The organism is Mesorhizobium sp. M0292, from assembly GCF_040321695.1.
Lineage (GTDB): Bacteria > Pseudomonadota > Alphaproteobacteria > Rhizobiales > Rhizobiaceae > Mesorhizobium.
This window is the reverse complement of sequence record NZ_JAMYSB010000011.1, coordinates 160,560-172,541: the sequence shown is the minus strand read 5'-3', so window position 1 is coordinate 172,541 and position 11,982 is coordinate 160,560. Positions and strand designations below refer to the sequence as shown.

The following is an 11,982-nucleotide window of genomic DNA, read 5'->3' as shown; positions in this document are numbered from 1 at the left end:
TCGAGCAGCGTTTAGAGTGTTTGCTGCTATCGCCGACGAATGGAGCTCACCCATCGCAACGGTCCGGTCAATCGCCAGCTGCGTGACGCAAGCGCCGCATCGCGCTCCGCCACCAGGTCGTCTCGGATCCTGGCCAGCGCGCTACGCTCGGCTACGAGGCCGTCTTGGGCCAGGGCGAGCGCGTCACGCTCCGCCATGAAGCTGTCTCGGGCTTGGATGAGGTCCTGCTGGGCGTGAGCAAGCGCGTCACGCTCCGCCATGAAGCTGTCTCGGTCTCGGATGAGGGCCTGTTGGGCGTCAGCGAGGGCGTCACGCTCGACGATGCCCTTTTCCAGTTCGCCGTGTAGCCGTTTAGCGGCCAGGTTCCCTGCGGTAACGGCCTTGCCAACCACATCGCAGCTCTCATCGAACGTCGCCCGCACCCTGTCGAGCTGGTCGCGCAAGTCCTGGCTGTCGCCTTCAGACGCCATACTGCGCAAAATGGCATAGGCGCTGCGGACTAATGGCGTGGCATCCGGATGGTTTTGCAGATCAGCGACCGAGGCCCGCTGATGATGCAGGTCCTTGTCCAGGAACTCGGCGATTGCGGTGTCGGCCTGATCGGACGTGACAGGCCAGACGATTCCGGTCTCCCTGGCCGCGCGGTCCATCTGATGTCGCCAGTCGCTCAACAGGTCTTCGTGGCGCAGGATACAGCGCGGCATGTGTCGCGAATGATGCTCCGCTTCGAGCACGTGCCTGAGCCACAGCATGAACGCTGTCGGCAGTTCCATTTGATCCCGTTCCTGCAGCGAACAGGCGACTTCGAGCGGGTTGCGGACAGGCAGAAATGCGATCGGGTCAATCCTGAGATCGGCCAGGATCGAGGCTATGAAGGGGAGGAACCGGCAGATCCGCGGATCCTTGACGAAAAACAGGGGGGCATCGCCGAACTCGCTGGCAATGATCGCCGTCATCATGGGCCGAAATCGCTCGGCTGCCGGCGACTGCAGCCACTGCCGATCTAGCGGCAGCCAATCTTGCCAGGAGGAGGCGGCCGCCGTGAGCAGGTGGTCGTCGGCGATGGTGAGTGGGGTACTTTCCCAATGTCCCTTGGGATTGTGGAGGCTCCCGGGCAGCAGATGTTTCGGCGGCGTGGCTCCATGCGCGGCGACGAGGGCGCCGAGCGCCGAGGTGCCGCTGCGGTGCATTCCGAGGACCAGGATCGCCGTCCTTGGTTCCGACGCGATCTCGCCCTTCGCGGCCTTCAATCGCTCGCGCGGATTCATCTCCCCTTTGTCTCGCTCTCCAAATTTCCGTTCCCGCCCAATGTTCTCCGTTAACCAACTGCGAAGCGGGCTGCAAATGGAAATCGTCGCCAACGTGCTTACATTGCGCACAAGACGGAGCTCAAGAAAAGCTGGACAGATCGAAGTCAGCTGCCCCAACGCTACAGATCCTTGCCAAGCAGATGCAGTCGATCAGTGGCTTCGCATTGGACTTCTGCTTCTGGGCCAGGCTGGCCTTGTTGCTGTCGCCGATCCAGATGTTGCCCAGTGTTTCGTAGCCGGCAGCCTTGAGCGCCAGCACGACGCGGCGCAGTTGATGCGCCAGGCCGACGACACCAACCGGGCTCAATTCCTGGCCGCCTGCGCCAAGGCCGGCTTCGTCCTCACATCTTGTCAATTACAGACTGCACGCCTTCCGTCGGCGCATCGACCGACGACCCCGCCACCATGATGGCGGCGACGATGGCCTCGGGGTCTTCGACCACCAGCGGCTTGACCCGTTGCGCGGTGTGGATGAAGCCTTCGCTGGCCATATGGTCGAGCAGCGCCAGCATCGGATCCCAGAATCCTTGAACGTTGGCGAAGACGATCGGCTTGCGGTGATGGCCGAGCTGGCCCCAGGTCATGATCTCGACGATTTCCTCGACCGTGCCGATGCCGCCGGGCAGCGCCACAAAGGCGTCGGATTTCTCGAACATCTTGTGCTTGCGCTCGTGCATGTTGTCGGTGATCAGCAACTCGTCGAGCCGGTCAAGCGCGGTTTCGGTCGCCTCCTTGTTGATGAGGAAGCGCGGAATGATGCCCGTTACCTTGCCGCCGGCCTTGAGCGCGCCTTCGGCGACTGCGCCCATAATGCCTTTGGTGCCGCCGCCATAGACCAGCCGCAGGCCGGCTTTGGCGAGCGAGCGGCCAAGCAGGTGCCCGGCCTTGGCATAGATTTCATCGCGGCCCGGAGACGAGCCGCAATAGACGCAGACGGATCGAATCGTGTTCATTCGTGATTGGTGATTGGGTCTGAATGCGGGGTCAAGCCCCAAGGGCTGACAAGCCCGGGCTTTTTCTTGTCGGTGCCGGCAAAACACGCTAGACCGGCTTCAGGTGGCTAAGGGGTAGGGGAAATATGGCTGTTAATCCATTGAAGGCGTTTCTGTTCGCGGCCGGTGGGACCGTCGCGGTCGTCGGAACCGCCTATGTATCGGGCGCACTCGACCCGTATCTGAATCCCACGCCGCCTGCGGCGATTGCATCGCTGACGCCGCCGGCTGAAAAGCCGGCCGATCCGGGGACCGAGGGAAGGCTGCCGCCGGCGCCCGCCGCGCCCACCGATGCCAAGGCTCCCGCAGCACCCGCGCCTGCCGACGCAACGGCTCCCGCGACCGAAGCTGCGGCTCCGGCGGCACCTGCCGCGCCCGCTGCTGCCCCAACAACCCCAGCGCCGGCCGCGGCCGGCCCGGTTGCGCCGAGCTTCGACGTCGTGCGCGTCGAAAGCAACGGCTCGATCGTCGTTGCCGGCAATGCTGCGCCCAATTCGAAGGTCGAGATCCTCAACGGCTCCTCGGTGCTTGGCTCGACTGTCGCCGGTCCGGACGGCGCCTTCGTCATCGTTCTCGACGATCCGCTGAAGCCCGGCGACTATACGATTGGGTTGCGCGCGACGGCCGGCGATGTGGTTACCCCTTCCGTGCAGACCGCCGTCGTTTCGGTTCCCAAGGACGCCGCCGGCCAGGTGCTGGCGATGGTCGAGGAACCCGGCAAGCCGGCCGAGCTGCTTAGCGTCCCGGCGCCTGAGACCAAGCCCGCGGCACCGGCCGCCGGCGATCAGGCCGCTGCCCCAGCCGCTGAGGCGCCTGCTACGGCTGCGCCTGCCGTGGCCGCTGAAACAGCACCTGCTGCTCCGGCTGTGGAAGCCGCAACTGCCCCTGCAGCGCCAGCAGTACCTGCAGCGCCGCCGGCGGCAGGCGTGGCTGCACCCAAGATCGTCGTCGAGGCGGTCGAGATCGACGGCAACAAGATCTTCGTCGCCGGTCTGGCTGACGCCGGCCGCAAGGTGCGCGCCTATGCCAATGATATCCTGCTTGGCGATGCGGTGACCTCGCCCGACGGTCATTTCCTGGTCGAGGCGACGCGCGACATCCCGGTCGGCAGCTACACCATCCATGTCGACGGTCTCGACGCCGACGGCGTGAAGGTCGTGGCCCGCGCCGCCGTGCCGTTCGAGCGCGAACCCGGCGAAGCGATCGCCGCCGTGGCGCCCGCGGAGGCCAAGCCCACCGAGACCAAGCCCGCCGAAGCAAACCCTGCTGAGCCGGCCGCACCGGCTGCTGCCGAAGCACCGGCCGCTCCGAAGCCTGCGGCGCCAGCCACTATCGCGGCTGCCCCTGCGAAGCCCGCACCGGCTGCTGCCGCATCCGCACCAGCCGCACCGGCAGCGCCCGCCGCTGAGGCTCCAGCCGTCGTCGCGGCGGCAACGCCCGACCTGCCCGAGACGGTGGCGCCAAAGCTCGAACATGCAGACGGCGCGGTCATCATCCGCAGGCACGACACGCTGTGGCGGATCTCACGGCGCGTCTACGGTCACGGTGTGCGCTTCTCGACCATTTATCTCGCCAACCAGGACCAGATCAGCGATCCCGACCGCATCTGGCCGGGGCAGGTGTTCAAGGTTCCGGAAAAGTCCAAGGAAGGCGAAGCCGCCGACCTCAAGGCGATGGGCGAGCAGGTGACAACGGCGCCGGCGAAGACGCAGTAGCGGCCGAGCGCTTGATCTCCTCCCTTGAGGGGGAGATGGCCGGCAGGCCAGAGGGGGTCGCCGCGCATAGAACGCCGACCTTCTCTTTGCTGCAAACGACGTTGCATCAGGACGTACCGACCCCCTCTGTCGCCTTCGGCGACATCTCCCCCTCGAGGGGGGAGATTAGGTCGCTCTACCCATCGGGTTAGCTTGCCACGCACCCGTTCATCGTCTATCGCCGATGAACGATGGCAGACTCGCTCACTGAACCAGACCACGCAAACTGCGCACCGCCCCAAAGCCGCGCCGTTGCCGCGAGCTTCGCCGCACTCTCGCACCCGGCGCGCATCGAGATCCTTAGACATCTCTCGGCCAGCAATTCCTGCTGCTGCCGCGAGGTGGTCGATCATCTCGATCTGGCGCAGTCCACCGTGTCCCAGCATCTGAAGATCCTGGTCGAAGCCGGGCTGGTCCGCTTCGAGCCCGACCGCCAGCGCTCGCGCTATCAACTCGACCGCGCCGCGCTCGCCGACGTTTCCGCATCGCTGACCGCACTCGTCAATTCCTGCTGCTCCGGCCGCTGATTTCTCACCCAAAAGGCAAGACAAGTGGCAGAAAAAACCGTTTCCGATAGCTCGACCTTCAGCACCTTGCGCAATCTGTGGCCCTATATGTGGCCGGCCGACCGCGCCGATCTCAGGGCACGCGTCACCTGGGCAACGCTGCTTCTGGTCGTTGCCAAGCTGACACTGGTTGCCGGGCCGTACTTCTTCAAATGGGCGACCGATTCTCTGGCCGGTGACGCCAAATCGCCGCCGCCGCTGCCGTCCTTCCTGCTGGCGCCGGTGATGCTGGTCGTCGCCTACAATGTCGTGCGGCTGGTGCAACTCGGCTTCAACCAGCTGCGCGATGCGCTGTTTGCCCGTGTTGGCCAGTATGCGGTGCGCCAGCTTGCGTTCCGCACCTTCGTTCACATGCACCAGTTGTCGCTGCGCTTTCACCTCGAGCGCCGCACCGGCGGCCTGTCGCGCATCATCGAGCGCGGCACCAAGGGCATCGAGACGATCGTGCGCTTCATCATGCTGAACACGGCGCCGACCATCCTCGAATTCGCGCTGACCACCGGCATCTTCGCCTACACTTATGGCTGGAAATATGTGGTCGTGGTGGCGGCCACGGTGTGGCTCTACGTCTGGTTCACGGTGCGCGCCAGCGACTGGCGCATCTCGATCCGCCGCGACATGAACGACAGCGACACCGACGCCAACACCAAGGCGATCGACTCGCTGCTCAACTACGAGACCGTCAAATACTTCAACAACGAGGGTATGGAGGCTGAGCGCTTCGACCGTTCGATGGCGCGCTATGAAATGGCGGCGACCAGGATATGGACCTCGCTCGGCTGGCTGAATTTCGGCCAGGGCATCATCTTCGGTCTCGGCACCGTCATCGTCATGTGCATGTCGGCGCTGGAGGTGCAGGCCGGCACGCAGACGGTCGGCGATTTCGTCTTCATCAACGCCATGCTGATGCAGCTTTCGGTGCCGCTCAATTTCATCGGCTTCATCTACCGCGAAATCCGCCAGGGGCTGACCGACATCGAGCAGATGTTCGAGCTGCTCGATGTGCCGCAGGAAATCACCGACAAGCCGGATGCCAAGCCGCTCACTGTTACAGCCGGCAAGGTCGAGTTCCGCGACGTGCACTTCGCCTACGACCCCAGCCGCAAGATTCTGAAGGGCGTCTCCTTCGAAGTTCCGGCCGGCAAGACGGTGGCCATCGTGGGCCCGTCCGGCGCCGGCAAGTCGACGATTTCGCGGCTCTTGTTCCGCTTCTACGACGTCCAGGGCGGTCAGGTGCTGATCGACGGCCAGGATGTCCGTGATGTGACGCAGGCGAGCCTGCGCGGCGCCATCGGCATGGTGCCGCAGGACACCGTGCTGTTCAACGACACCATCGCCTACAACATCCGTTACGGCCGCATCGGCGCCAGCGAGGAAGACATGCAGAAAGCCGCCGAGCTTGCCCAGATCGGCCCGTTCATCGAACGACTGCCCGAAGGCTACCGCTCGATGGTCGGCGAGCGCGGGCTAAAACTGTCGGGCGGCGAAAAGCAGCGCGTGGCGATTGCCCGCACGATTTTGAAGGCGCCGCCGATCCTGATGCTCGACGAGGCGACCTCGGCGCTGGACAGCCACACCGAACAGGAGATCCAGGCCGCCCTCGACCTGGTCAGCAAGGGCCGCACCACCATCGTCATTGCCCATCGCCTATCGACGGTGATCACGGCCGACGAGATCATCGTACTCAAGGACGGCGAGATCGCCGAACGCGGCACCCATGCCGAGCTGATGCGCCAACACGGCCTCTACGCCTCGATGTGGGACCGCCAGCGCGAAGCGACGGAAGCCGAGGAGAGGCTGCGCATTGCTAGGGAGAGCGATGAGCTGGGTGTGGTTGTGCGCAGAAGGACTTCGGAGGTGAGCTAGGCGGCGGAGCGCCGATCTCCCCCCTTGAGGGGGAGATGTCGCCGAAGGCGACAGAGGGGGTCGCCGCGCGTGGAGCGCTAACCTTCATCGGTCGCAAGGGGGGCGCATCCAGTCGAACCGACCCCCTCTGGCCTGCCGGCCATCTCCCCCTCAAGGGGGGAGATATGCAGCGTCGTCGCCATCATCACCACCGAAATTTTCCCCTTGACCTCAACCTAAGTTGAGATCGCAAACCCGTTCCTGAGCCACCGAACCCAAGTCGTTCAAGAACGGAGACAGATTCAAATGGATAAACTTGCCGAGGCAGCCGTGTTCAGGGTCGACAAATTCGTCGTTCCTGCCGAGGCCCGTGAAGAAATCCTTCGCAAGGTCAGGGCAACGCATGAACTGCTGCGCCTGCAGCAAGGCTTCGTCCAGGATTTCGTGCTCGAGCAATTTTCGGGTCCGGGTGAGTTCAACCTGGTCACCATTGTCGAATGGGAAAACCAGGCGGCCGTCGACAATGTCGTGCCGATCGTCAAGGCGGCCCACGAGCGGGCGGGCTTCAACCCGCAGGAGACCATTGCCCGGCTGGGTGTGAAGGCCGATATCGCCAACTATCAGCGTCTGCCTGAGATGTAGGAGGGCCAGCCCGTGCCAGGTGCTGGCGCCTCGACGCTCAGCACCTGGCCGGTGCGGGCATCGCTGATCATGTTCTCGAAACCACGCCATTCGGCGGCGACGATGAACAGTGTCGTGCCATCCGGCCCGCCCAGCATGCAGGCAAAGCAGCCGCGATCGGCATCGACTGTCTGCAACACCTCGCCACCTTCGCGCACCCGCACGCAGCGCTTGTTGGGAACATCCGCGTACCAGGCAGCCCCTTCGGCATCGAGGCAGATGCCGTCGGGAAAGCCATCGAGATCGGCCCAGACCCGGCGGTTGGAAAGCCCGCCATCCTCCGCGATATCGAAGGCGGTCAGCCGGTTGGCATGCGACTCCGCCACGATCAGTGTCCTGTTGTCCGGCGTCACCGCCATGCCGTTGGCGAAAGCGATGTTCTCGGCCACTTGTCGAACCGAGCCGTCCGGCGTGATCAGCACGATGGTGCCGGGCCCGAAATGCTCGCCCGGTGCAGGCGCCGACCCGCCGCCATTGACATAGATGTTGCCGCGCCCGTCGACGACGATCTCGTTCCACGGGCTCTTTGACAGTTCTCTCAAATCGGCATGGGTGGCGAGCGTCCCGTCCGCCTCCTGCCGCAGCAACAGCCCTTCGCGCCCCGAAATGACCAGCAGCCGCCCGTCCGGCAGCCAGTCGATCGAATAGGGTAGTATCGCAGGCACCGTGAGCATCACCTCGGTCTTGCCGCCCACACCCACCGCGATGATCTCTCCGGTTCCCCAGTTGCAGAGCCACAGGCGTCCGTCGTGCCAGCGGGGAGACTCTCCGAAAGCGAGGCCTTCTGTAATGACCTTGGCGTTCAGGGCGACTGATTTCGACGATGGCATCTCTGACCCTGGTTTGTCGACTCGCCGCAATTCGGCATTGTCGCGAAGCGCTTTCCTGCCAAGGACGTGTGAATCTGTGGCGCCCCGACATGACCGACAATTTTGGCAAACCATCGTGCGGATGCCTCTGGATCAGAGTGCCTTTAATCCTTGAGGGCAGCTGATATTGTCGCGTCGGAAATAACCCGTTCGCGCAAGTTTTGCGACCAAGAGAGTATTTTCGATGTTCGGTTTCTTTTCCCGCAAATCCAAGAAAACGCCCGAGAAGTCGGCATCAGATTCTGGAAAGCAGTTGGAATTCGGCCTGCCGTTGCCGGTCGTCGTACTGCGTTCGAACGTCGAGGATCCTGATGAAGAGCCGTTTTTTCTCGTCTTCGCTGTCATGCAATTCGTCACAGCGATGGTTTCCAAAGGACTCTATCGTTATCCCGAAATCGACACCAAGGCGATGCAGGTCCTTCATGCCGACTCGTACTCTTCGGAGGTAAAGAACGGCGGCCATAGTCAATTCATCCACAATGCCGGGCAGGAAATCGGCGCCATGATTGCCAACGCACGAGCTGGACTCACTGCTTGTGGCGCAAAGGGCCAGCTTGCGACTTTGGAAAAGATGTCCAGCTGGATTGCAGACCATCCCAACGAAGCCGCCCAGCAGACGGGCTTCGAGGGCGGGCGGGATGATTTTCTCGATACACTTGATCATGCGTTCTACGTTGCGGATGAGGCCGCGCCCATGGAAAACCTTTTGGCGCGCTGGATCGCGTCATGGCCTGATCTGCAAGTTGTCGATAGTGACGATTACGACGACGTCATACACCGGCTGGTGATGGCCAATCCGAAGCGCGAAGGCAGGCTTCTTCATAAGTCCGTTGGCAACTTGGCAGGCCAGATGATCTTCAGCTGGCGCGATGTCGGGGCCGGCCTTGCCTGCGCCAAGATCGCGCCGCCCGAGATCAAAATCGCGTTCGGCATGGCAAGGATGCTGAACATAGAAGGAGAGAAACAGCTGGTTTTTCAACTTCAGACCAGCGCGAAGAAGACCCGACTATGCAGTGCGACGGAGACACACGTCACGGTCTACGAGTACATCGCTCCAGAAGAGTTGCTTGTCATACCGCCAGGCGAGAGCCCGCTAGCGGCTAACGCCCCGAAAGTTGGCGCCAAGCTTGGCATTGCTGAAGAGACCGAGATCACAGCGGTCATTGAGCTGGCGGAACAATACCATGCTCCCGCCGCCGTCGACCTCCTGCTCCGCAAGGCAGGCTTCGACCCGACGGATGCCATCGTTTCTGCGAATTCGGTGGTGCAGAAGGAGGAAGGAGCAATCGTGAATTGGGTGGTGCTGGCATCAGGCCAAGTCTTCCTTTTCCAATCGTTGCGGAACGGCGGTGTGCTCTTGCGCGGCAAGGATGATGAAAGCCTCGCTGAGGCCGCTATGGCCGAGCTCAATGCCCACTTTGATTGCTCCGCTGCGGCGGGTTAGCGACAGCAAGCCTACTTTTTCTCCGTCAGGAAGAACGTGCCATCGGCATGGCCGTTGGCACCGCATGACAGGGGCTCCGATTTGCCATCCTTGCCGGCGCCGCTCTGCTCGACGACAAGCGCATCGCCGTCGCGGCGAAAGGTGAAGACGAATCCAGTCGGTTTGTCGTTGTCGTCGGTGTCCTCAAGTCGAAGCGTATTGCGCTCCTCGACCGTGCCGTCGATCTCGCATGACCCACTTCCCGAGACTGGATTGGAAACGACATCTTCCGAGATTTCGACCTTGCCTCCGCCAACAGCCTTGATGTCGACGCTGCCGCGCACGCTGCTCCATGTGCCGATCAAACCTGCATCGGGGGGCTTGCGTATGCCGGACAGGAAGGTTGCGCGGTCGCGCAGGAATTCGCCGAGATCGAAAGTCTGTTGGTTCTTGGGCGAACTTTCGTTGAAGCCGGCGATCTGGTCGCGATACGCGATGAAATCGCTTTGGTCGTCCCGCAGCGCCTTGCCGGCATGAGCATCGAGCCTCTTCAGCAGCGCGGTATAATTCTTCGCGACGTCGGCATCGGCTTGCGCCAGGACCGGATCGGCGCAAATGGCCTTTTCCGCCACGCTGGCGGCCTTGGCGCAGTCGAAGGATGGCTTGCCTTGCGCAACTGCGTGGTCGCTCGCTGCCACAAGTACGGTCAAAACGGCACCCACGGCTGACGATCGTATGGCAACAAGATACGTTTTGCCTGAATTTGGCGCCATGGCAGTCGGCCTTTTCGCCGCGCGTTCAGCCGGCGTTGGCCCGAATTCTGGCGGCAAAGCAGCCGGCAGGCAAGCACGTGACCGTTCCTGCCGGCTGCGGACGATGCGGCCTTGCCCAATGTTGCGTTGCGGCCGCGGAGCCTTTCCGGTATTGAGGCCGGACCTGAAACAGGGACCGCCCCCAGCCCATGAGCTCCAGCCAATGAGCCTCGTCGACTCGATCAAGAATGCCTTCGTTCCGATCCATCGCGAGGGCTATCCGTTCATTGCCGCCTTTGGTGCGGGCACGCTGTTCCTCGGCTATTTCTCCTCGGTGCTGTTCTGGATCGGCCTGATCCTGACCGCCTGGTGCGTCTATTTCTTCCGTGACCCCGAGCGTGTCACCCCGGTCGATGACAGGCTGGTGGTCAGTCCCGCCGACGGCGTCATCTCGGCGGTCGGCCCGGCCGTGCCACCGCGCGAGCTCGGCCTCGGCAACACCGAAATGACCCGCATCTCGGTGTTCATGAATGTCTTCTCCTGCCATGTGAACCGTGCTCCCGTGCGCGGCCGCATCACCAAAATCGAGCATCGGCCGGGCAAGTTCCTGAATGCCGAACTCGACAAGGCAAGCTCGGAGAACGAGCGCAACGGGCTGGTCATCGACAGTCCCAACGGCATCGTTGTCGCCGTGCAGATCGCCGGCCTGGTGGCACGCCGCATCGTCTGCTGGGCCGAGACCGGCGGTTCGATCGCCATCGGCGAACGCTTCGGCTTGATCCGCTTCGGCTCGCGCGTCGATGTCTTCCTGCCTTCGACCGCGGTGCCGCGCGTCGCCGTCGGCCAGACGGCGGTCGGAGGTGAAACCGTGCTCGCCGAATTCGGCGGCGTCTCCGCAACCCCGCTCGTCAGGATTTCGTAAGCGGTGGGCGCGCCGTTCAAAAAGTTCGAGGCCCATGGCAGCGGCGGCCCGCGCATCCGCGAGATTCCGATGCGCATGGTGCTGCCCAATCTGGTCACCGTACTTGCCATCTGCGCCGGCCTGTCCGGCATCCGCTTCGGCTTCGAGGGCCGTTTCGAGCCGGCCGTGGTGATGGTGCTGCTCGCCGCCTTCCTGGACGGCATAGACGGGCGCCTGGCGCGCATGTTGAAGGCGACATCCAAATTCGGCGCGCAGATGGATTCGCTGGCCGACATCGTCAATTTCGGCGTCGCGCCGGCACTGGTGCTCTACGCCTTCCTGCTCGACCGCGCCGGCTCCTTCGGCTGGATCGCAGCCCTTCTGTTCACCATCGCCTGTGGCCTGCGGCTGGCGCGCTTCAACGTGCTCGACGAAGACCATGACCGGCCGATCTGGCAGAGCGAATACTTCGTCGGCGTGCCGGCGCCGGCCGGCGCCGTGCTGGTTATGCTGCCGCTCTATCTGTCCTTCCTGCGGCTCGGTCTCGAGCCGGACCGCCTGACGGCATTCGTCGCCACCGGCTTCACTGTGCTGGTCGCTTTCCTGCTGGTCAGCCGGCTGCCGGTCTATTCCGGCAAAAGCCTGAAAGTGCCGGGCGACAAGGTGCTGCCGATCATCCTGGCGGTCGTTCTATACGTCCTGCTGTTGATGACCTATCCCTGGTACACGCTGACCGCCTCTGTCGCAGGCTATCTCATCTTCCTGCCTTTCAGCGTGCGGGCGTATTCGAAGCGCGCCAAGCGCGAGGGCGAAAAAGTGCCGCCTTCGGATATTGGGTAGTTGTTATCTCCCCCCTTGAGGGGGAGATGTCGCCGAAGGCGACAGAGGG

Annotated in this window: 12 protein-coding genes; 7 read left to right on the top strand and 5 right to left on the bottom strand. The window is 63.2% G+C overall.

What is annotated here, in order from left to right; translation table 11 throughout:
• Positions 1 to 26 precede the first annotated feature (26 nt).
• From NKI96_RS18940 to NKI96_RS18930, 3 genes are all read right to left on the bottom strand, one after another.
• Positions 27 to 1,268 carry a sulfotransferase family protein gene (locus tag NKI96_RS18940; RefSeq protein WP_023692882.1) on the bottom strand — a complete coding sequence of 414 codons (1,242 nt, stop codon included), beginning with the start codon at positions 1,266 to 1,268 and terminating at the stop codon, positions 27 to 29.
• A 121-nt stretch (positions 1,269 to 1,389) separates the two neighbouring features.
• The gene (locus NKI96_RS18935) at positions 1,390 to 1,665 is read right to left on the bottom strand and encodes a hypothetical protein (protein ID WP_023731441.1); all 276 of its coding nucleotides are present in this window, start codon (positions 1,663 to 1,665) and stop codon (positions 1,390 to 1,392) included.
• Positions 1,652 to 2,263 (bottom strand): LOG family protein, encoded by a 612-nt coding sequence (locus tag NKI96_RS18930; RefSeq protein ID WP_023673582.1) that lies wholly within the window; start codon positions 2,261 to 2,263, stop codon positions 1,652 to 1,654. The genes NKI96_RS18935 and NKI96_RS18930 overlap by 14 nt, the downstream gene beginning before the upstream one ends.
• A 125-nt stretch (positions 2,264 to 2,388) precedes the next feature.
• Here NKI96_RS18930 and NKI96_RS18925 point away from each other — a divergent pair, with 125 nt between their 5' ends.
• From NKI96_RS18925 to NKI96_RS18910, 4 genes are all read left to right on the top strand, one after another.
• Positions 2,389 to 4,017, top strand: coding sequence for a LysM peptidoglycan-binding domain-containing protein (locus NKI96_RS18925; protein WP_352580048.1), 1,629 nt, complete (start codon positions 2,389 to 2,391; stop codon positions 4,015 to 4,017).
• Between the two features lie 230 nt (positions 4,018 to 4,247).
• Positions 4,248 to 4,583, top strand: coding sequence for an ArsR/SmtB family transcription factor (locus NKI96_RS18920; RefSeq protein WP_023693986.1), 336 nt, complete (start codon positions 4,248 to 4,250; stop codon positions 4,581 to 4,583).
• 24 nt (positions 4,584 to 4,607) lie between these two features.
• Positions 4,608 to 6,488, top strand: a complete 1,881-nt coding sequence (locus NKI96_RS18915) for an ABCB family ABC transporter ATP-binding protein/permease (RefSeq protein WP_352805583.1) — start codon at positions 4,608 to 4,610, stop codon at positions 6,486 to 6,488.
• A gap of 285 nt (positions 6,489 to 6,773) precedes the next feature.
• The gene (locus tag NKI96_RS18910) at positions 6,774 to 7,109 is read left to right on the top strand and encodes an antibiotic biosynthesis monooxygenase (RefSeq protein ID WP_023685667.1); all 336 of its coding nucleotides are present in this window, start codon (positions 6,774 to 6,776) and stop codon (positions 7,107 to 7,109) included.
• On the opposite strand, the gene NKI96_RS18905 is transcribed toward NKI96_RS18910, so the two are convergent.
• Positions 7,088 to 7,978: an SMP-30/gluconolactonase/LRE family protein gene (locus NKI96_RS18905; RefSeq protein WP_352654405.1), complete on the bottom strand. Its 891-nt coding sequence runs from the start codon at positions 7,976 to 7,978 to the stop codon at positions 7,088 to 7,090. The genes NKI96_RS18910 and NKI96_RS18905 overlap by 22 nt on opposite strands.
• 223 nt (positions 7,979 to 8,201) lie before the next feature.
• Between NKI96_RS18905 and NKI96_RS18900 the strand changes: the two genes are divergently transcribed.
• Positions 8,202 to 9,461: a DMP19 family protein gene (locus tag NKI96_RS18900; protein WP_023705372.1), complete on the top strand. Its 1,260-nt coding sequence runs from the start codon at positions 8,202 to 8,204 to the stop codon at positions 9,459 to 9,461.
• Between the two features lie 11 nt (positions 9,462 to 9,472).
• Here NKI96_RS18900 and NKI96_RS18895 read toward each other — a convergent pair whose 3' ends face one another.
• Positions 9,473 to 10,150 carry a lysozyme inhibitor LprI family protein gene (locus tag NKI96_RS18895; protein WP_033001048.1) on the bottom strand — a complete coding sequence of 226 codons (678 nt, stop codon included), beginning with the start codon at positions 10,148 to 10,150 and terminating at the stop codon, positions 9,473 to 9,475.
• Between NKI96_RS18895 and NKI96_RS18890 the strand changes: the two genes are divergently transcribed.
• Both NKI96_RS18890 and pssA read left to right on the top strand, forming a co-directional pair.
• Entirely contained in the window at positions 10,056 to 11,114 is a 1,059-nt protein-coding gene (locus NKI96_RS18890) for a phosphatidylserine decarboxylase (protein ID WP_352805580.1), read from the top strand. The genes NKI96_RS18895 and NKI96_RS18890 overlap by 95 nt on opposite strands.
• Before the next feature lie 3 nt (positions 11,115 to 11,117).
• Positions 11,118 to 11,933 carry a CDP-diacylglycerol--serine O-phosphatidyltransferase gene (pssA, locus tag NKI96_RS18885; RefSeq protein ID WP_023672701.1) on the top strand — a complete coding sequence of 272 codons (816 nt, stop codon included), beginning with the start codon at positions 11,118 to 11,120 and terminating at the stop codon, positions 11,931 to 11,933.
• Positions 11,934 to 11,982: the final 49 nt, after the last annotated feature.

What these genes read in the sequence shown, in the direction of transcription:
- NKI96_RS18920 (WP_023693986.1), top strand. Translation starts at nt 4,248, where the DNA reads ATGGCAGACTCGCTCACTGAACCAGACCACGCAAACTGCGCACCGCCC.
- NKI96_RS18925 (WP_352580048.1), top strand. Translation starts at nt 2,389, where the DNA reads ATGGCTGTTAATCCATTGAAGGCGTTTCTGTTCGCGGCCGGTGGGACC.
- NKI96_RS18930 (WP_023673582.1), bottom strand. Translation starts at nt 2,263, where the DNA reads ATGAACACGATTCGATCCGTCTGCGTCTATTGCGGCTCGTCTCCGGGC.
- NKI96_RS18905 (WP_352654405.1), bottom strand. Translation starts at nt 7,978, where the DNA reads ATGCCATCGTCGAAATCAGTCGCCCTGAACGCCAAGGTCATTACAGAA.
- NKI96_RS18940 (WP_023692882.1), bottom strand. Translation starts at nt 1,268, where the DNA reads ATGAATCCGCGCGAGCGATTGAAGGCCGCGAAGGGCGAGATCGCGTCG.
- NKI96_RS18890 (WP_352805580.1), top strand. Translation starts at nt 10,056, where the DNA reads ATGGCCTTTTCCGCCACGCTGGCGGCCTTGGCGCAGTCGAAGGATGGC.
- NKI96_RS18910 (WP_023685667.1), top strand. Translation starts at nt 6,774, where the DNA reads ATGGATAAACTTGCCGAGGCAGCCGTGTTCAGGGTCGACAAATTCGTC.
- NKI96_RS18900 (WP_023705372.1), top strand. Translation starts at nt 8,202, where the DNA reads ATGTTCGGTTTCTTTTCCCGCAAATCCAAGAAAACGCCCGAGAAGTCG.